This window comes from Metallibacterium sp. (assembly GCF_054637675.1).
The window spans coordinates 1-14,416 of sequence record NZ_JBTSRB010000060.1; the positions used below are offsets into that span (position 1 = coordinate 1).

Annotated in this window: 29 protein-coding genes; all 29 read left to right on the forward strand. The window is 39.6% G+C overall.

Annotated features, from left to right (window positions below; translation table 11 throughout):
- Positions 1 to 248: 248 nt before the first annotated feature.
- The 29 genes from ACYDAT_RS13900 to ACYDAT_RS14040 all read left to right on the forward strand — a co-directional run bounded on the left by ACYDAT_RS13900 (position 249) and on the right by ACYDAT_RS14040 (position 14,288).
- On the forward strand, positions 249 to 473 hold the full coding sequence (locus ACYDAT_RS13900; protein WP_461450803.1) for a hypothetical protein: 225 nt from the start codon (positions 249 to 251) through the stop codon (positions 471 to 473).
- A gap of 12 nt (positions 474 to 485) precedes the next feature.
- On the forward strand, positions 486 to 1,067 hold the full coding sequence (locus tag ACYDAT_RS13905) for a pentapeptide repeat-containing protein (RefSeq protein WP_461450805.1): 582 nt from the start codon (positions 486 to 488) through the stop codon (positions 1,065 to 1,067).
- Positions 1,068 to 1,080: 13 nt separating this feature from the next.
- A complete protein-coding gene (locus tag ACYDAT_RS13910; protein ID WP_461450807.1) occupies positions 1,081 to 1,272 on the forward strand; it encodes a hypothetical protein in 192 nt (63 codons plus the stop codon).
- Positions 1,269 to 1,490: a hypothetical protein gene (locus tag ACYDAT_RS13915; RefSeq protein ID WP_461450809.1), complete on the forward strand. Its 222-nt coding sequence runs from the start codon at positions 1,269 to 1,271 to the stop codon at positions 1,488 to 1,490. The genes ACYDAT_RS13910 and ACYDAT_RS13915 overlap by 4 nt, the downstream gene beginning before the upstream one ends.
- Positions 1,491 to 1,505: 15 nt before the next feature.
- Entirely contained in the window at positions 1,506 to 1,703 is a 198-nt protein-coding gene (locus tag ACYDAT_RS13920) for a hypothetical protein (protein WP_461450811.1), read from the forward strand.
- A gap of 50 nt (positions 1,704 to 1,753) precedes the next feature.
- A complete protein-coding gene (locus ACYDAT_RS13925) occupies positions 1,754 to 2,161 on the forward strand; it encodes a hypothetical protein (protein ID WP_461450813.1) in 408 nt (135 codons plus the stop codon).
- 84 nt (positions 2,162 to 2,245) lie between these two features.
- Positions 2,246 to 2,470, forward strand: coding sequence for a hypothetical protein (locus ACYDAT_RS13930; protein ID WP_461450815.1), 225 nt, complete (start codon positions 2,246 to 2,248; stop codon positions 2,468 to 2,470).
- A gap of 143 nt (positions 2,471 to 2,613) precedes the next feature.
- Positions 2,614 to 3,342: a hypothetical protein gene (locus ACYDAT_RS13935; RefSeq protein ID WP_461450817.1), complete on the forward strand. Its 729-nt coding sequence runs from the start codon at positions 2,614 to 2,616 to the stop codon at positions 3,340 to 3,342.
- Positions 3,290 to 5,038: a DNA polymerase gene (locus tag ACYDAT_RS13940; protein ID WP_461450819.1), complete on the forward strand. Its 1,749-nt coding sequence runs from the start codon at positions 3,290 to 3,292 to the stop codon at positions 5,036 to 5,038. Before ACYDAT_RS13935 ends, ACYDAT_RS13940 begins: the two co-directional genes overlap by 53 nt.
- A gap of 166 nt (positions 5,039 to 5,204) precedes the next feature.
- Entirely contained in the window at positions 5,205 to 5,405 is a 201-nt protein-coding gene (locus ACYDAT_RS13945; protein WP_461450821.1) for a hypothetical protein, read from the forward strand.
- The gene (locus ACYDAT_RS13950) at positions 5,395 to 5,820 is read left to right on the forward strand and encodes a hypothetical protein (protein WP_461450823.1); all 426 of its coding nucleotides are present in this window, start codon (positions 5,395 to 5,397) and stop codon (positions 5,818 to 5,820) included. Before ACYDAT_RS13945 ends, ACYDAT_RS13950 begins: the two co-directional genes overlap by 11 nt.
- Positions 5,811 to 6,152, forward strand: a complete 342-nt coding sequence (locus ACYDAT_RS13955) for a hypothetical protein (RefSeq protein ID WP_461450825.1) — start codon at positions 5,811 to 5,813, stop codon at positions 6,150 to 6,152. Before ACYDAT_RS13950 ends, ACYDAT_RS13955 begins: the two co-directional genes overlap by 10 nt.
- A gap of 16 nt (positions 6,153 to 6,168) precedes the next feature.
- A complete protein-coding gene (locus ACYDAT_RS13960; protein WP_461450827.1) occupies positions 6,169 to 6,852 on the forward strand; it encodes a hypothetical protein in 684 nt (227 codons plus the stop codon).
- Between the two features lie 331 nt (positions 6,853 to 7,183).
- A complete protein-coding gene (locus ACYDAT_RS13965) occupies positions 7,184 to 8,296 on the forward strand; it encodes a hypothetical protein (RefSeq protein WP_461450829.1) in 1,113 nt (370 codons plus the stop codon).
- A gap of 233 nt (positions 8,297 to 8,529) precedes the next feature.
- Positions 8,530 to 8,847, forward strand: coding sequence for a hypothetical protein (locus ACYDAT_RS13970; RefSeq protein WP_461450831.1), 318 nt, complete (start codon positions 8,530 to 8,532; stop codon positions 8,845 to 8,847).
- 1 nt (position 8,848) lies between these two features.
- Positions 8,849 to 9,160 (forward strand): hypothetical protein, encoded by a 312-nt coding sequence (locus ACYDAT_RS13975; RefSeq protein ID WP_461450833.1) that lies wholly within the window; start codon positions 8,849 to 8,851, stop codon positions 9,158 to 9,160.
- A gap of 12 nt (positions 9,161 to 9,172) precedes the next feature.
- The gene (locus tag ACYDAT_RS13980) at positions 9,173 to 9,352 is read left to right on the forward strand and encodes a hypothetical protein (RefSeq protein ID WP_461450835.1); all 180 of its coding nucleotides are present in this window, start codon (positions 9,173 to 9,175) and stop codon (positions 9,350 to 9,352) included.
- 1 nt (position 9,353) lies between these two features.
- A complete protein-coding gene (locus ACYDAT_RS13985; protein WP_461450837.1) occupies positions 9,354 to 9,656 on the forward strand; it encodes a hypothetical protein in 303 nt (100 codons plus the stop codon).
- Position 9,657: 1 nt separating this feature from the next.
- Positions 9,658 to 10,326 carry a hypothetical protein gene (locus ACYDAT_RS13990; RefSeq protein ID WP_461450838.1) on the forward strand — a complete coding sequence of 223 codons (669 nt, stop codon included), beginning with the start codon at positions 9,658 to 9,660 and terminating at the stop codon, positions 10,324 to 10,326.
- Positions 10,327 to 10,339: 13 nt separating this feature from the next.
- Positions 10,340 to 11,080: a DUF4214 domain-containing protein gene (locus tag ACYDAT_RS13995; RefSeq protein ID WP_461450840.1), complete on the forward strand. Its 741-nt coding sequence runs from the start codon at positions 10,340 to 10,342 to the stop codon at positions 11,078 to 11,080.
- Positions 11,080 to 11,625 (forward strand): transglycosylase SLT domain-containing protein, encoded by a 546-nt coding sequence (locus tag ACYDAT_RS14000; protein WP_461450842.1) that lies wholly within the window; start codon positions 11,080 to 11,082, stop codon positions 11,623 to 11,625. Before ACYDAT_RS13995 ends, ACYDAT_RS14000 begins: the two co-directional genes overlap by 1 nt.
- Complete coding sequence (locus tag ACYDAT_RS14005) at positions 11,622 to 12,032, forward strand: structural protein P5 (RefSeq protein WP_461450844.1); 411 nt, start codon at positions 11,622 to 11,624, stop codon at positions 12,030 to 12,032. The genes ACYDAT_RS14000 and ACYDAT_RS14005 overlap by 4 nt, the downstream gene beginning before the upstream one ends.
- 2 nt (positions 12,033 to 12,034) lie before the next feature.
- Entirely contained in the window at positions 12,035 to 12,754 is a 720-nt protein-coding gene (locus tag ACYDAT_RS14010) for a hypothetical protein (RefSeq protein ID WP_461450846.1), read from the forward strand.
- A 9-nt stretch (positions 12,755 to 12,763) separates the two neighbouring features.
- A complete protein-coding gene (locus ACYDAT_RS14015; protein WP_461450848.1) occupies positions 12,764 to 12,937 on the forward strand; it encodes a hypothetical protein in 174 nt (57 codons plus the stop codon).
- A 124-nt stretch (positions 12,938 to 13,061) separates the two neighbouring features.
- Positions 13,062 to 13,226, forward strand: a complete 165-nt coding sequence (locus ACYDAT_RS14020; RefSeq protein WP_461450850.1) for a hypothetical protein — start codon at positions 13,062 to 13,064, stop codon at positions 13,224 to 13,226.
- The gene (locus ACYDAT_RS14025) at positions 13,226 to 13,405 is read left to right on the forward strand and encodes a hypothetical protein (protein WP_461450852.1); all 180 of its coding nucleotides are present in this window, start codon (positions 13,226 to 13,228) and stop codon (positions 13,403 to 13,405) included. The genes ACYDAT_RS14020 and ACYDAT_RS14025 overlap by 1 nt, the downstream gene beginning before the upstream one ends.
- Complete coding sequence (locus ACYDAT_RS14030; RefSeq protein WP_461450853.1) at positions 13,402 to 13,734, forward strand: hypothetical protein; 333 nt, start codon at positions 13,402 to 13,404, stop codon at positions 13,732 to 13,734. Before ACYDAT_RS14025 ends, ACYDAT_RS14030 begins: the two co-directional genes overlap by 4 nt.
- 1 nt (position 13,735) lies before the next feature.
- Positions 13,736 to 13,903 (forward strand): hypothetical protein, encoded by a 168-nt coding sequence (locus ACYDAT_RS14035; protein WP_461450855.1) that lies wholly within the window; start codon positions 13,736 to 13,738, stop codon positions 13,901 to 13,903.
- Between the two features lie 112 nt (positions 13,904 to 14,015).
- Entirely contained in the window at positions 14,016 to 14,288 is a 273-nt protein-coding gene (locus ACYDAT_RS14040; RefSeq protein WP_461450857.1) for a hypothetical protein, read from the forward strand.
- Positions 14,289 to 14,416: the final 128 nt, after the last annotated feature.

A 14,416-nucleotide genomic window follows, 5' to 3' on the forward strand; every position in this document is an offset into this window, starting at 1 on the left:
GAGTATACGGGGCCATTTGCAAGAATTACATTTTTGACATACGTCACATTTTTGACAAAATTGACACAACAGACAAAATTTACAGGATGAACAAGATGTGCAACAGGTGCAGAATTATTTTTTCAGTCTGGCATGCTTTTTGCAACATAAAATATTTTAAAATAAATTAAAAATAAATATTGACACAGCACGAAAAACAAACTAGTATATATTTAACAAAGAAACAAATTCAACTAAGGAGCTCAAAAATGAAAACCCCAAATCAGATAGCAAGAACAGTACACATGTTAAGAGCAACAGAAATTATAATAGGTGACGACACAAAGGTTTTGAGAACACAGCGTTTTGGATACAGAAAAAATACCACAGGAGAATATGTACCTAAAAAATATTTATCAAATTTTGGCTGGAAAAACACATATTACCAACCGGCGGAATGTGTTGTAATGTTAAATATTGAAAATTTTTACTAAAAGGACCACACTATGAAAAAATTACTTTATGATGTATTAGTAGAACATTTACTATTTATGGAAACAAATGGTGATTTAGGAAGCAACGCAAATTTGCGCAACGCCAACTTGCGCAACGCCGACTTGAGCAACGCAAATTTGCGCAACGCCGACTTGAGCAACGCCAATTTACGCAACGCAAATTTGCGCAACGCCGACTTGAGCAACGCCAACTTGTGCAACGCCGACTTGTGCAACGCCGACTTGAACAATATAAATTTACATAACGCACATTTGAGCAACGCCTATTTGCGCAACACCAATTTGATCAACGCCTATTTGATCAACGCAAATTTGAGCAACGTCGACTTGCGCAACGCCGACTTGAGCAACGCCAATTTGAGCAACGCCCATTTGCGCAACGCCGACTTGTGCAACGCAAATTTACATAACGCACATTTGATCAACGCACATTTGCGCGACGCAAATTTGAGCGACGCCGACTTGCGCAACGCCAATTTGCGCAACGCCGATTTAAGCGACGTCGACTTGAGCAACGCCGATTTGCGCGGAATAAAACTAGATGGCGCAATTTTGACCAATACAAAGTTTTAAAAAGGAGCACATCATGACAAATATCGAATTACATCTTGACAGCGATTCAATGAAAAAAATCAGCAACTACAAAAATTTTTATTTTTTAATTTACAAACATCAACATCAAGCGCTCAGAACCAAAAACTACACATACACCCAAGCAGAATTGATATTGCATTCCATGCGTGCTCTTGGTATAATAGTGGAGGACAGAAGACCATGAAAAGAGCATACATAATTAAGAAGGGTTTCTTGTTTCTTGCAAAAATTGAATGGAAAAGAAATGTATATCATAAAATTTTTATTGATGCTGAATCAGAAGCCATAAAATTTATGACCACTAATGATGCCGAGCAATTGGTAGATAGCGAAGAGGGAGAGATTGTCGAAGATTATACTTATGAAGATTACGAAGATGATGATATTTATGAAGATGATTAACCAAAAGGATCAATCATGTCAGACCATAACACTTACATCATAAAGAAAGGCTCGTCCTATTTATCAAAAATTACCTGGACAGCAAAGGCATACCATAAACAATTTACTGACGAAAAAGGAAGAGCAATATTTTTTGCAAACATGCACAGTGCTGAAAGTATTGCAGATCATGAAGAGGGAGAAGATGTTGTAACAGTAAAGTCCTGGTTTTAACCCGCGCATAACGCGCAAAATGCAGTAACATCAAACAAGGAGTCACGAACATGGCAAAGAACAAGAATGAAGCACCCGATCAAGCGCCCGAGTCAGAAGTTTTGGTATCACACACCCGCAGACGTTTGGAGGAGTTGGTGGTTCCCACTTTTTCCATCAAAAACGTACTTGAGGGCCAGAGCGTATTCATCAAAATTTTGCAAAAATTGGAAACCAAGCCACAGCTTGACCCGAAAACTGGTATTGTGCTTATGGACGGAGACACCCCGAAAACCATTACCGTTGCTAGGGTGATTGACATTGATACTGGCCTTTCCGGAGAAATGGTATGCCCGTTTATGTTGGTGAAGGGCTTGGAAAATTTCAGAGGTGATTATGTTGGCGAATGCTTTGAAATGGTGAAGGGGCAGAAGAAGGGCCGGACCAACGAGTGGTTTGTTTATCGGATTGAGGAATAATTTAACCAAAAGCCCGGTTCTGTATTTATTTGCAGAACCGGGCTAAATTGTTTCACGTGAAACATTTTTACAGGATTTAGCATTATGAACGAACAAGATTATTACCCACAGGCACACAAGACAACCAGAAGAGAACGAAGAAATAAAAGGCGAGAGGTTTACTACAAAATTTTTGTAGATGGACTTCTCGCTTTTTGTTTCCCGTCCACGGAAATGTATAGGTACAAAACGTTATTGCAATCAAAAGGTGTGAAACTGGAAAATTCGAGCGAGGAAGAATATGAAACCAATAAAAATACAAGATGTTGAATCCTGCGAGGACTGCAAACATTATCTTTCAGAAATTGATGGACAACACGTTAAAATTTGTACAGGCAAAGGAAAAACAATTTCCCCACGACACATTATCATGGGAACATTTCCAAGATTTTGTATTTTAAAGGACAAGCCAAATGGCGAATAAATCCGAATGGAAACCACTTGGAGGCAAGTCCCGAAATTTCCAGAACACGAAAACTGGTGAGGTGATAAGCAGACGGCAGTATGATAAGCGGTTTGGTTCCCTTGCAAAAACAGGATTCACAACCTACGAAAATAAAGCGCGGGCGGCAAAGATCGTAAACGAAAAAGCGCAGCTTGCCCGACCAGCACGTGGGCGAACGTCCTTGAAAATCACCGGAAAATCTCCGGCAGAAATTGAACATGAAATTGTCGAGCGTAAAATAAAGAAAAACGTCAAACATATTTCAACTCCAAATTTAAAAAATGTGAGATTGACGAAAGGAAAGAAAAGTCACACAGTCCGTTGCGATTGGAGTTATGAGGGAATACGGGCAGTAATCGACCAGATCAACAAAATGTCCGAATCAAAAATGTGGGCATATTATGTGGGCTGTCATACGATTGACAGCGAAGGAACATTTCACGACATAACAGTTCTGCCAGGAACATATTTTAAAGATAAGTTTACAAAATCAGATTGGGAAGCTTGTGAAGAATATTTGAACGATGTTAGCATGCGAAAAAATTATAATTTAGATTTAGAAGCCATAAACGCATGGGTCAGATTATCATTTAACGAAGAATACGCAATGGCAAACGCAATCAAAATAACAACACGGAAGAGAAATGCAAAAAAATCGACCATTGTTATACCAACGAAAAAACGTAAGAAACGCTGAAATTGAGTTTGGTGCATTTGACACAGAGACGGAGGGATTGGGAGGAAAATTATTATCAATACAATGTGGATGTAAATTTGAACGGAATTTTTTCTCAGGTGATAACATGCTTGAGAAATTTTTTGAGTTTCTTCGGTGTTATCCCAAGCCGACGATTCATTATGCCCATTTTGCGCAATATGATTGGCGTTACATTTTAGATCATATCGAAAAACATGAAATAAAATGCGAATTGTCAATGCGCACAGAACGAGACATTTATCAAATAAAAATCCTGCAAGATGATGGAGATATAATCATGCGGGATTCATTTGCGTTATGGCCGGGGTCACTGAAAAATTTAGCTGATTCTTTTTGCCCCGAGTTACCAAAACTGAAAATTGATATTGAAAATTACAATCCTGATAACCCAGAGCACAAAGAATATGCGATGCGGGATATTGAAATTTTAATTGTTGGTTTGAAACGATTAGATGAAAAAATGCGAGAACATTTTGGTATCGGAATAAACGCAACAACCGCAAGCACAGCATTGAAAGCATGGCAATATTCATTGAAGAACGATGAAATATACAATGGTTCAAAAAATGGATCAATTGAAGATTTTATCCGTTCCTCATATTATGGAGGAATTGTATTTTTAACAACAACACGTTTAATAGAGGACTGTGAAACCTATGACATAAATTCTTCATATCCACATGTAATGTCGGAAATGTTATTGCCAGACGGAAAGCCTTCAATTTCAAAAAATTGGAACTCTTCACATTTTGGAATTTATCGTTGTACTGTAAAAAGTCCTGATGATTTGATAATACCTATTGTGCCTTCAAGAAATAACAAAGGCGCAATGCGGTGGTTGTCTGGTGAATTCGAAACGATATGCACTAACGTAGAATTGATGTTTGCAGCTAGACATGGTTATGAAATAATTGAAATACATGAAGGATTGTTGTTTCCCAAAAAAGTTTCTCCTTTTGTTTCGTTTGTTGAAAAATGCAAGACATTGCGAAAAGAATACAAAGGACTATCAATCGAACAGATTGCAAAGCTCATGCAAAATAGTCTGTATGGTAAATTCGGTTCGAGACGTGAAAGAACTGAGTTATTTCATCCTGAAACACAAGAAGACGAGCTTGGTGCATTTCCATTTAACGGCTCTGAATATTGGTTCACAAGAACACAACCGAACGAAAAAGATATGCTTGTAAAACCTGAATGGGCTGTTTTCATAACAGCCTTTGCAAGGCTTCATTTGCTCGATACTGCATATTCTGTAGGAGTCGATAAAATCATATATGGTGATACAGATTCATTAACTGTTTTATCAGGAAATTCCGACAAAATTGATATAGGTGACAAATACGGTCAATTTAAATTGGAAAAAACGTGGCAGAGTTTTAGAGCAATCGCACCAAAAGTTTACGTTGGCATTTTGGATAATGGAAAAATACTAGGCAGGGCAAAGGGGATGCCCAAAAAATCAATGAATAATGATAAATGGCAGGAGCTTTATAGGGATGGTGTAACAACCTGCGATTATGATTCTTTGCCGTCTCTGTATACTCATATCAAAAAATCAGGTAGTGAGCTACAACATATTTCCAGAGTATCATCCTCGCTCAGTAAATCAATCAATTTCAAAATTGATGAGTTTGGAGACGTAACCCCGCGCCGCGCGGTGAAAAACGCTTGACAAAAATACATTTTTTTGTAATGATGAATTATGAAAACGTGTAGGATCATAACTGTTGATTTTAAAAAACATCAAATAATTGAGGTTAGGGATTCCGTGCGTTTAAGCGTTACGGATATTGTACGTCGATGTCCATGGGGACAATTTATCCGGGAGGAACATTACAATGTTGGGAATGCTCGTAAAACAATTCGCACCTGATTTGAACATTGATGAAATTAAAGATCAATTGATAAATGCACTAAATACGTTTAATGATTTGTGCGAACGGGTTAAACGCATTGAACAGCAAAATGCTGAAATGCGGGAAATAATCAAATTATCCTTAAAGGAGGTAGATGATGCCGGAAACAGTGGTGACAAGTGAAGAGGTTGAGAAAGAAGTTGAGGAAGTCAAAGAGGAATTGCAGGAGGTAAAAGAAGAAATAAAGGAAGATGTTGAGGAAATAACAGAAAAAATCAAGGAAGACCTTGAGGAAGAAAACGAAAAAATTGAAACATCAATAGAGGAACATCAATCATGGCTGGAGACATTGACGAGAACACAAGATCAGATGATGCAATTGATGCGGGAAGTGCAGACGGAGCAGAGGTTAACGATGGAGGCAATAGCGGGGATAATATCCCTCTCGACCCCTCCGCAGGAATCCCCACTATTAAACGAGGTAGACATCCCTCTGATTGTGAGTGCCCCAGATGCGTCGCAAAACGTGATGGAGGAGAGCAAAACGGAGGAGAAAAGCGAACATATCGAACAAAAAAGCAAAAAGGAGTGGATTTAGACAGTTTTGCATTACAGATTGTTGGTGTACATAAACTATTGGCATTACTATCAAAAAATCCAATACTCGAAGTAACAAAAGACGAAAGTGAAAAACTTGCCGTAGCTGTCAAGGGTGTACTTGCTGAGTATGATTTGAGACCTTCCTCTAAAATGCTTGCTTGGACAAATCTTGCAGCAATTTCCGTTGCTGTTTATTCACCGCGTATTGTTGTTTTAATCGCACAATCAAAACTTGCAAAGGAAGCGAAAAAAACATCAATTCCTCCGAACCCAACACAAACGGCAACAGACACACAAGCCCCTAATTTCGGAACAATCCGGTATAATTAACATGGGAAACATTTTATTGAAAAAAGGAGAACGTGGTTTACTCGTGGGTCGCACCGGAAGCGGAAAAACACAGAATGCAGTTTTCCAGATGCGACACTCTGTTGTTTCTCCTGTAATAATTCTCGATACAAAAATCGAAAATGCTTTTTTCGGATTACCGGAAGAGGATGAAAAACTGGACCTGATAGAAAGTATTGATGATTTTAAATCAATGAGCAAACGACCCAAAAAAGACCTACCTGAATATATATTGGTGAGGCCAGAAAAGGAGGTAATTCAAAATTCTGAGTTGCAAGATGAATATTGCAATTTGCTTTATCATAAATTCAGTTCGTGTTTTATCTATTTTGATGAATTATACAATTGGCACAAAACGGGTAGAACAGGCGACGAACTCATTGGGCTGCTCACTCGTGGTAGATCACGAGGAAAAACGGTATTGATGAGTTCACAACGACCTGCACTTATCAGTCGATTTTGTGTAAGTGAAACTGATAAATTTTATATTCATCATTTGAACGATATGAGAGACAGAAAAACGATAGGTGAGTTTATACCAGATTTTCAAAAAGTGCAGACACCACCAAAATATCATTTTTGGCATTACAATGTTTCTGAAAGTGAGCAACCAACACTTTATGCGCCTGTACCTTTCCAAGAGCTCAATGAATCAAAAATATTCAATAAAAAATGGATTTAAGCTTGACAAAATGCTAAAAATCGGTAATTATTCGTTTAAAGCCATTGTGGCACGAAATTTGATTTCAACAAAAAACTGAGGAGAAAAATGATGGTGGAATTTAACATTGTGAATTTTATCACAATTGCCCTGATTGCAATTTTGGCCGTGGCGCTTATCCGTTACGGCTCTAAGGCAATGGGCAAAACGAGCGTGGTATAAAATTATGAACTGGACATTGTTTGAACCGCGAAACTTGTTTATTGTGGCGATAATTTCCATAGTCGCTGTTTTCATTATGAATAAATTCCAGGGGGTGGACTAAATGGCGACTGATACACAGCAAAATTCCATGGCTCAGATGGTGCAACAGAACGGTAATTTGCGCGCGATGCTTTTACAGTCCGCACCGCGCATGCGTAAATCTCTGGGTAATTTTTCTGGAGGAACCCTTGGCGGCACTACTAGAGTTAAGCTTTTTAATGTTGGTATTACCACAAAGCTGATTCTGAATGTGTCCGTGTCTGTTGATATTGGTGTGGCTATTGCAACTGCGTCACCCAAGGCACCATTCAACATTATAAATCGTATTAAACTTACTGATTTTGATGGCACCGATCGGGTAAATTGTAGTGGTTTTCAGCTCGCAACTTTGCAGTGTGTGCGCGAAAAACACGCTTATGGATATAATAATGATTCGCAGACATCTGTATTGGCTAACCCGGCCGTTCCTACGGCAATCGCGGCCGGCCAGAATTTACAGTTTATCATTGAGGTGCCGCTGGCATTTTCTGATACCGATTTGCGTGGTGCCCTACTAACTCAGACAGCGGTCGGTGAAGCTTGGCTATCCCTCGATTGGAACTCATTGCTTTATCAATCCCTCAATGATGATGCAGTATACAATGGTGCCCCCACAACTACTGTAGCACTGTCGGCAGGAGCAACCATTCAGGTCGCGGTCGAGCAGGAATACCTGTTGCCGCAGTCAATTGGTGGCCAGGTGCCACTGCCCGCACTCGATCTGATGACTGTTTATGAGCTTTCAGGGGCTTTGCGTTCAGCCGATAATATTGCAGTCGGCAGCGAAAAATTGTTTAACTATCCTAACGTCCGATCTGTAATTGGTGCATATTTCAGTTATCTGAACAATGGAGTAATGCATACACCAACCACCGATCTTACACGTGTAAGATTGATTGCTAACGGTAATAATGTGCTGCGTGAGTATACTCCTTTTACGAAATTGTTTGATATGCGAAAATTGATCAATGGCGATTGGAGAGTTGGTACTATCTGGGAGCTGTCTAGAGAAAAACCAATTCAGACTGCACTTTTTGGAAATGTACAGTATGGAATCACTTTTGCAGCAGTCACAGCTGGAAACACTAACGTCGAAGTAATGTTTGAATCCTTTTACACCAAGGGCTCTACTCTTCCTGGACTGTCGCAGGCATCGGGCTGATAATCCGCTATTGGTCCGAGTTGTAGCAAGCCCGGTCTTTCGGCCATAAACGATCGGCCGGGCTTTTTTTCTGTCTGAAAGATTTTAATGGAGATTTTTGATATGTGGGATACGATTAAAAATTGGCAGTTTTTGAACGAAAAGCCGGGACAATGGATTATTTTCATTATTGCCCTTTCGCTTTTTCTTGGAGTTTGGAAGGGTATCCTTGATCATATCAAGGGTATCGTATAATGTCCATCGGTTTGATATTAATTGTTTTTGTTGTTTGGTTGTTCGCGAATAATCGCTTTGCAGCGTGGCAAGCATTGTTATCGTCTCCAGCCACGCAAATAACATCAAACAACGGTACAGCAAGTAGTGATGCAAACGGAAATACCAACAACGGAAACACAAATACAAACAATAATTCGTTTAATGATTTAATGTCGGCCTTAGCAAAATCATCAACAACAAGTGATACTCAAAGCGTTGATAGTAATGTTGATTTACCTTCTAGCAATACAAATCAGGGAAGTGTTGACATAACCTCTGTTAAGTTGATTGATTGATATGACTTTCTTTGATGTTTTAGCTGGTTTGATTATTGGAGCATATCTCCTTACAATTGCCGTAAAAGGCAATACGAGCAAATTGATTGATCTTGCGAAACAGGATAAAGCATTTTTAAAATGGGCTTTAGCCGTTGCATTATTGGCGTATCTTTATCGCGTAAAAGAGCTCAGGGGAGTAATTGGTTTATTGATTGTTGCTGCGTTTGTTGGTTTTGGATTAAAAAATTATTCATCAATAGAAAAAAATGCCGTATCATTTTGGGATTCACTTTCTTCAAAATCTCAACATGGTGCAAGCGGAACTTTTTAAGGAGCTACGAAAATGGGTGAAGGACTTGGAAGGGGAATTTTGGAAATAGCAATGGCTCTAATCGGTGTTGCGCTGGTCGCACTTTTGGTGCGAAATTCGGGTGGAGCTACTAATCTTGTAAGAGGTGCGGGTGACACTTTCAACACTCTTTTGCAAACTGTTTCTGCTGGCAATTCCGGCTCGGTGTACTAATATGGATAATTTCTCAGCGTTTTCCCCGATGGCTGGCGGCACGCTGGACACGTACTACCGGGACAACGAGTATCCGTATGATCTTGATGCAAGTTTAGATTATGTGCGTGTAACTGATACTTTTTCCGTATGGCCGCATCCTGACACTATTGGACATGTTGAAGGATTGGTCCCGATGTTTGATAGTCTGGAATATTCGTTGATGAAAGGAAAAACCCCTTATGGTGGATTGATGGGAAATAATACTCCTGTAAATGTTGTTTTTCCTGATTTATCCGGTGGTATGATCAAAAAGGGGACATGATATGGAAATAGTTGAAACAATAAAAGAACATCCTTATGTGTCAGGTGGGGCAGCATTGCTGATGTTGGTCGTTTTTATGCGTGGTGGCCCGAACTCATCAAGCTCAGGAATGGACCCCATTGCTGCATCCCTACAGTCTCAAAGTATTGCGACACAGGGTGATATTGCAATCTCTCAAACTAATGCTGCTTTATCCGCAAAACAAGCCAGTACTGCAAGTGCGAACTATATTGCCTCGTTGGCTGCTAATAGCGCAAATAACAACTCCAACAACACAACGGCCGCAAAAATCCTTGCGTCTGTTTTTGCTCATGCGGATACACAAACGGCATTGGACAATCAATTACAAATACAAGCATCAACAATAAGTGCTGGACATGATATTGCTTTGCAATCGTTATCAGCTCAATTGCAGGCATTAACTACGCAATCATCTACACAGTTACATCTTGCAGAATTAAACAAAAATAGTCTGTTTGATCTTGCTACACTTAGTTCTCAGCGCGATCAAAATATGCTGAACCTTACTTCACAAAGAGATCAAAATATTGCAAATACGGTTGGGGCAAATTCGGTGGCCATGGCTTTGATTAATGAGCCTAACCGCAATTCTGGCGGAATGTTTTCAGGTGGTTTTTTGAATAATAATGGTAAGTTATCTATTTTGTAAAAAGGATTAAAAAGTGGAAAAATCAGAAAAAGTCCTTATTGGTATATCCGTTGTGGGGACACTTGGACTAGTTTGGTATGCTCGAAAATCGGCAAGAACCGCTGCTAATGCAGCATCATCCGCAAGTAATGCCGCGTTTTCTACTCCCGCAATGATGTATTCCCCGGCCCCGGCTAACAGCTACGATAGCAGTGGATTATCAGCATTGTCTCAATATCCTACAGTCAGTAATACTTCACCATCTAATCCAAGCAACGCAATAGGTAGTCCATCAATATCAGATCTTATTTCATCCGCTATTGCTTCTACAACAAAATCTAGTGCAGATCAATATGCGGCACAATTAAATTCCACGGACACTGCAACTATTGCGGCTTTAGAGGCAAAATTAGGTGTTGGCTCATCGGTAAACATAAAACATGATGATACAGGTACTACGATTTACAGCACACCACCTCCTCCAGTTGTTGATCCAATAACATCAATATATCAATCAGTTTTAGGTCGAACCCCTGACCCGGTGGGATATGATTATTGGTCGTCACAGCTTGCAGGAGGAAAAAATATAGAACAGGTTAAAGCTGCAGTTGCTTACAGTCCGGAGGCACAAATTGATTCTGTTTTTTCGTCCGTTTTAGGTCGTGCTCCTGACGCGGCAGGCGCTGCATATTGGTCATCGCAGCTTGCTGGGGGGAAAAGCATCGCACAAATTACAAGCGAAATTTCCGCACAAAAAGCCGCTGGCGCTAAATAATGTCTACCTCCGATCTCAAAATTGCAGCCGCTCAATCTGCCCAAAAATGGGGGGTTGATCCTACGGTTTTTTCAAATCTCATAGGCTCTGAGTCTTCCTGGAATCCTAATGCTGTTAATCCTGTTGCTGTTTCAGGAGGTCAACACGCGAGTGGTATTGCACAATTTTTACAAACCACTGCAGATGCCTATGGTGTGTCTAATACTTTTGATCCCATAAGTGCGTTAGATGGTTCCGCGCATTATTTGTCTGATTTGCAAAAAAAATATGGAAATACTACGGCGGCAACCATGGCATACAAAGGATATTCCGCTGATGCTATAAACAATGTGTTGTCTGGTGGGTCTGCCCCTAACGTGCCTGGTATTGCTGATTCAAAGAAAAAAGGTGTTGTGCCCTCCTCGGACATTCTTTCTGGTTGGTCATGGACTTCCATTGTTGCAAATTTTAAATTGTCTGCTTATGGTTTTATTATTGGTGCAATTGGAGTATTGATCATCGCAGCGTCCATATATGTCATGATTACAGGGAGAGCTAAACAATGACAAGAGGTGAAAGAAACAATAATCCGGGTAACATTCGTCATGGTTCAAAATGGTTGGGTTTGTCGTCAGACCAACCAGACCATGATTTTTGTACTTTCATTCTCCCAAAATATGGGATACGTGCAATCATGGTTATCATCAACACATATAATGATAAATATGGGATTGATAACGTTGAGGGCTTAATTGATCGTTGGGCTCCGTCTAATGAAAATAACAGTGACTCGTATGTAAAAGATGTTTGTGACCGTTTGTCAATCGGACCCAAAGAGTTTATTGATGTTAAAAATGTTGAAACGCTCGCAAAATTAACTAAGGCCATTATTCATCATGAAAATGGTAAATGCATTTATTCTGATGATGAGATAAAAAGTATTGCTACCACGTTTATTATTTCAAGGAGCTAAAAATGTCAATAGTTTCAACACCGGCTTTACAATTTAGTGCTTCTGCACAAGGATTACATGCCCAATATAATCTAATTTTTGGAGGAGCAAATTCGGCTTTGCAGGATTTAAGTGCATCCTTTCAGGGTGATTATGTAAAAGTTAAATCATTACATGTACAATGTATTTCTTCTCCATATGATGTTAATATTTCATTAAATGGTTCATCTATTGTAATCCCGGCATTCTCCGATACATTTATTGATGTATCGCATGCGACTTCTGTAATTTTTTCGTGTTCTCAAGTAACAACAATAACTTTGGAATTTATGAGTTATGTTGTGCCCTATGTATCATCTAGTCGAGGATTGATACAGCCTAGTGGATTGATATACGTAAATGTGCAAATGGCTAGTCTTGCCGTCTCGACTCAAATAACAACCGCATGGGTAGATTTGTCGGAAAAATGGTTTACTTATAAAGCTTGTTATGTTAATGTTTTATCTGGATTGGCTGGAAATACAAGTTTTGCTTTGCGTCAATCAAATGACGGTATAAATGATATGAACGTGTATATGCCACAATGGAATGCTCTTGGAGGGGTTCCTTCATTTCAACCGTCTGATTTTTGGTCAATCAGATTGCAACCTGTTGCTAGATATTTTAATATCCAATTTACAAATTTGTCTGCAACAGTTATTACCCCAGCATATTCAATGATGCGCATTCTTTTTGCGTCATAAGGAGTAAAAATGAAAGTTATTGATGTTTCAAATGGAAATATTGAAGTAAGAGAAAATAATGTGTCTAATATCGAAATGGGAAATATTTTGATTAAGGCTCAGAATGAGGAAGTCGTTTTTAAAAAAATAGATGTCGCCGATATTAACGCTTTGCATGGAATAAAAAATGATAGAATTGATTAGGATTGTAGCCGAAGTAACTGTTATACCCTTGGCTGTTTTTGTATTGTCCACACATGGTCGAGTGTCACGGATTGAAGGGATGCTCGAATTGATAATAAAGAATAAATTCGGAGGTATGTGAATCATGGCAGACAGGTTTGAAGAATTGAAAAAGAGAATTGATGAAATTGAAAAGATTGTTGATGAATTTGTGAAAATGAATAATAGTGTTGGTCCTGATGTTAATTCACAGGTTGCTGATGCCCTGGAAAAGATGAGTAATGCGCTTATCAATGAGGAAAAAAACTAATGGATACTGCGAGTCAGAAATTGCTGGTATTGGTTTTTCTGAATGCCATTTACGGCGCCCTGGTTTTTGTCGGAAAGGCTCCTATGGGGGGCCTGGAAATTCTGCTGGCCTCTGAAATATCTGCGCTCGGTGGGTTTCATGCCGGAGCTATGGTGCCAGTGCCGGGAGGAGAAAAATGAGAGGCTGGATTTGCTTGCTATCGTTGCCGCTCCTTGCTTCCGTTCACGGCTGCAATTCCATGCCGGTGAAAAATGCTGTCACCTACCAACCGTCTGTCCAAATTAAAAATTGGGCCATGGCCTGTGATGCTCTTGCCTCCGCTCAGGGATTTGTGGTCAACGCTCGCCGTGAGGGTAAAATTACCGATGAAAAATGGGTCATCATTAAGGAGGTCAGCCATGATGTTTCACCGCTTTGCGAGGGCAGTCCTACGGATGCCGATGCCGGTCGTGCCGTTGACGCCATCCTTGTTGGCCTCGCAAAAATCAACGCCGAAGGAGGAAAGTGATATGGGCACGCTGACTGTTGACGGTCTGCTTAGATTGATTGGCTTGGTTACGGATGCCGTGAATCTCTACAAAGAAGGTATTTTGAGTCATGAGCAAATGAGTACGATTATTTCAACTATTAACCTCAACGCTAAAACTGCTGCCGATGCGGTTGAAGCTCAGAAATGACTTACTCGCTCCATGTTCCATTTTGAAATTTAAACCCTGACTGGGGGTTTACCCTCCTTCTCCGATGGGGCCATGTGGTGGAGAGGGAGGGGTTTTTTGTATGAGGAGAAAAATGCCGATGAAAAAAAGAGGAGGAAATGTTTTATTTAGATGTTTTTGTTTTTTACGTTATTTTTCTAAATTTGATTTGAATGATGAAGGAAAAAAATTATTGTTTGATATTTCCGATAGCGCGCATAATATTCCAAAAGCGTTAACCGAAAATTGTATGATTGAAAGGCTTGAAGATGATATTGTAAAATTAGAAAAATTGCTGGATAGTGTAAAAATTGGTGAGGTATCCCGATACCTCGCTTGCAAAAAGCATGCCAGACTGAAAAAATAATTCTGCAACACCTTGTCATCCTTGTTCACCTTGTCATTCTTGTTAATCCTGTCAATCTTGTCAAAAATGTGACGTATGTCAAAAATGTGACGTATGTCAAAAATGTAATTCTTGCAAATGGCCCCGTA

Bases quoted from the DNA above. Each gene is read 5' to 3' on its own strand.
- ACYDAT_RS13900 (WP_461450803.1), top strand. From the start codon at position 249: ATGAAAACCCCAAATCAGATAGCAAGAACAGTACACATGTTAAGAGCA.
- ACYDAT_RS13905 (WP_461450805.1), top strand. From the start codon at position 486: ATGAAAAAATTACTTTATGATGTATTAGTAGAACATTTACTATTTATG.
- ACYDAT_RS13910 (WP_461450807.1), top strand. From the start codon at position 1,081: ATGACAAATATCGAATTACATCTTGACAGCGATTCAATGAAAAAAATC.
- ACYDAT_RS13915 (WP_461450809.1), top strand. From the start codon at position 1,269: ATGAAAAGAGCATACATAATTAAGAAGGGTTTCTTGTTTCTTGCAAAA.
- ACYDAT_RS13920 (WP_461450811.1), top strand. From the start codon at position 1,506: ATGTCAGACCATAACACTTACATCATAAAGAAAGGCTCGTCCTATTTA.
- ACYDAT_RS13925 (WP_461450813.1), top strand. From the start codon at position 1,754: ATGGCAAAGAACAAGAATGAAGCACCCGATCAAGCGCCCGAGTCAGAA.
- ACYDAT_RS13930 (WP_461450815.1), top strand. From the start codon at position 2,246: ATGAACGAACAAGATTATTACCCACAGGCACACAAGACAACCAGAAGA.
- ACYDAT_RS13935 (WP_461450817.1), top strand. From the start codon at position 2,614: ATGGCGAATAAATCCGAATGGAAACCACTTGGAGGCAAGTCCCGAAAT.
- ACYDAT_RS13940 (WP_461450819.1), top strand. From the start codon at position 3,290: ATGCAAAAAAATCGACCATTGTTATACCAACGAAAAAACGTAAGAAAC.
- ACYDAT_RS13945 (WP_461450821.1), top strand. From the start codon at position 5,205: ATGTTGGGAATGCTCGTAAAACAATTCGCACCTGATTTGAACATTGAT.
- ACYDAT_RS13965 (WP_461450829.1), top strand. From the start codon at position 7,184: ATGGCTCAGATGGTGCAACAGAACGGTAATTTGCGCGCGATGCTTTTA.
- ACYDAT_RS13970 (WP_461450831.1), top strand. From the start codon at position 8,530: ATGTCCATCGGTTTGATATTAATTGTTTTTGTTGTTTGGTTGTTCGCG.
- ACYDAT_RS13975 (WP_461450833.1), top strand. From the start codon at position 8,849: ATGACTTTCTTTGATGTTTTAGCTGGTTTGATTATTGGAGCATATCTC.
- ACYDAT_RS13980 (WP_461450835.1), top strand. From the start codon at position 9,173: ATGGGTGAAGGACTTGGAAGGGGAATTTTGGAAATAGCAATGGCTCTA.
- ACYDAT_RS13985 (WP_461450837.1), top strand. From the start codon at position 9,354: ATGGATAATTTCTCAGCGTTTTCCCCGATGGCTGGCGGCACGCTGGAC.
- ACYDAT_RS13990 (WP_461450838.1), top strand. From the start codon at position 9,658: ATGGAAATAGTTGAAACAATAAAAGAACATCCTTATGTGTCAGGTGGG.
- ACYDAT_RS14000 (WP_461450842.1), top strand. From the start codon at position 11,080: ATGTCTACCTCCGATCTCAAAATTGCAGCCGCTCAATCTGCCCAAAAA.
- ACYDAT_RS14005 (WP_461450844.1), top strand. From the start codon at position 11,622: ATGACAAGAGGTGAAAGAAACAATAATCCGGGTAACATTCGTCATGGT.
- ACYDAT_RS14010 (WP_461450846.1), top strand. From the start codon at position 12,035: ATGTCAATAGTTTCAACACCGGCTTTACAATTTAGTGCTTCTGCACAA.
- ACYDAT_RS14015 (WP_461450848.1), top strand. From the start codon at position 12,764: ATGAAAGTTATTGATGTTTCAAATGGAAATATTGAAGTAAGAGAAAAT.
- ACYDAT_RS14020 (WP_461450850.1), top strand. From the start codon at position 13,062: ATGGCAGACAGGTTTGAAGAATTGAAAAAGAGAATTGATGAAATTGAA.
- ACYDAT_RS14025 (WP_461450852.1), top strand. From the start codon at position 13,226: ATGGATACTGCGAGTCAGAAATTGCTGGTATTGGTTTTTCTGAATGCC.
- ACYDAT_RS14030 (WP_461450853.1), top strand. From the start codon at position 13,402: ATGAGAGGCTGGATTTGCTTGCTATCGTTGCCGCTCCTTGCTTCCGTT.
- ACYDAT_RS14035 (WP_461450855.1), top strand. From the start codon at position 13,736: ATGGGCACGCTGACTGTTGACGGTCTGCTTAGATTGATTGGCTTGGTT.
- ACYDAT_RS14040 (WP_461450857.1), top strand. From the start codon at position 14,016: ATGCCGATGAAAAAAAGAGGAGGAAATGTTTTATTTAGATGTTTTTGT.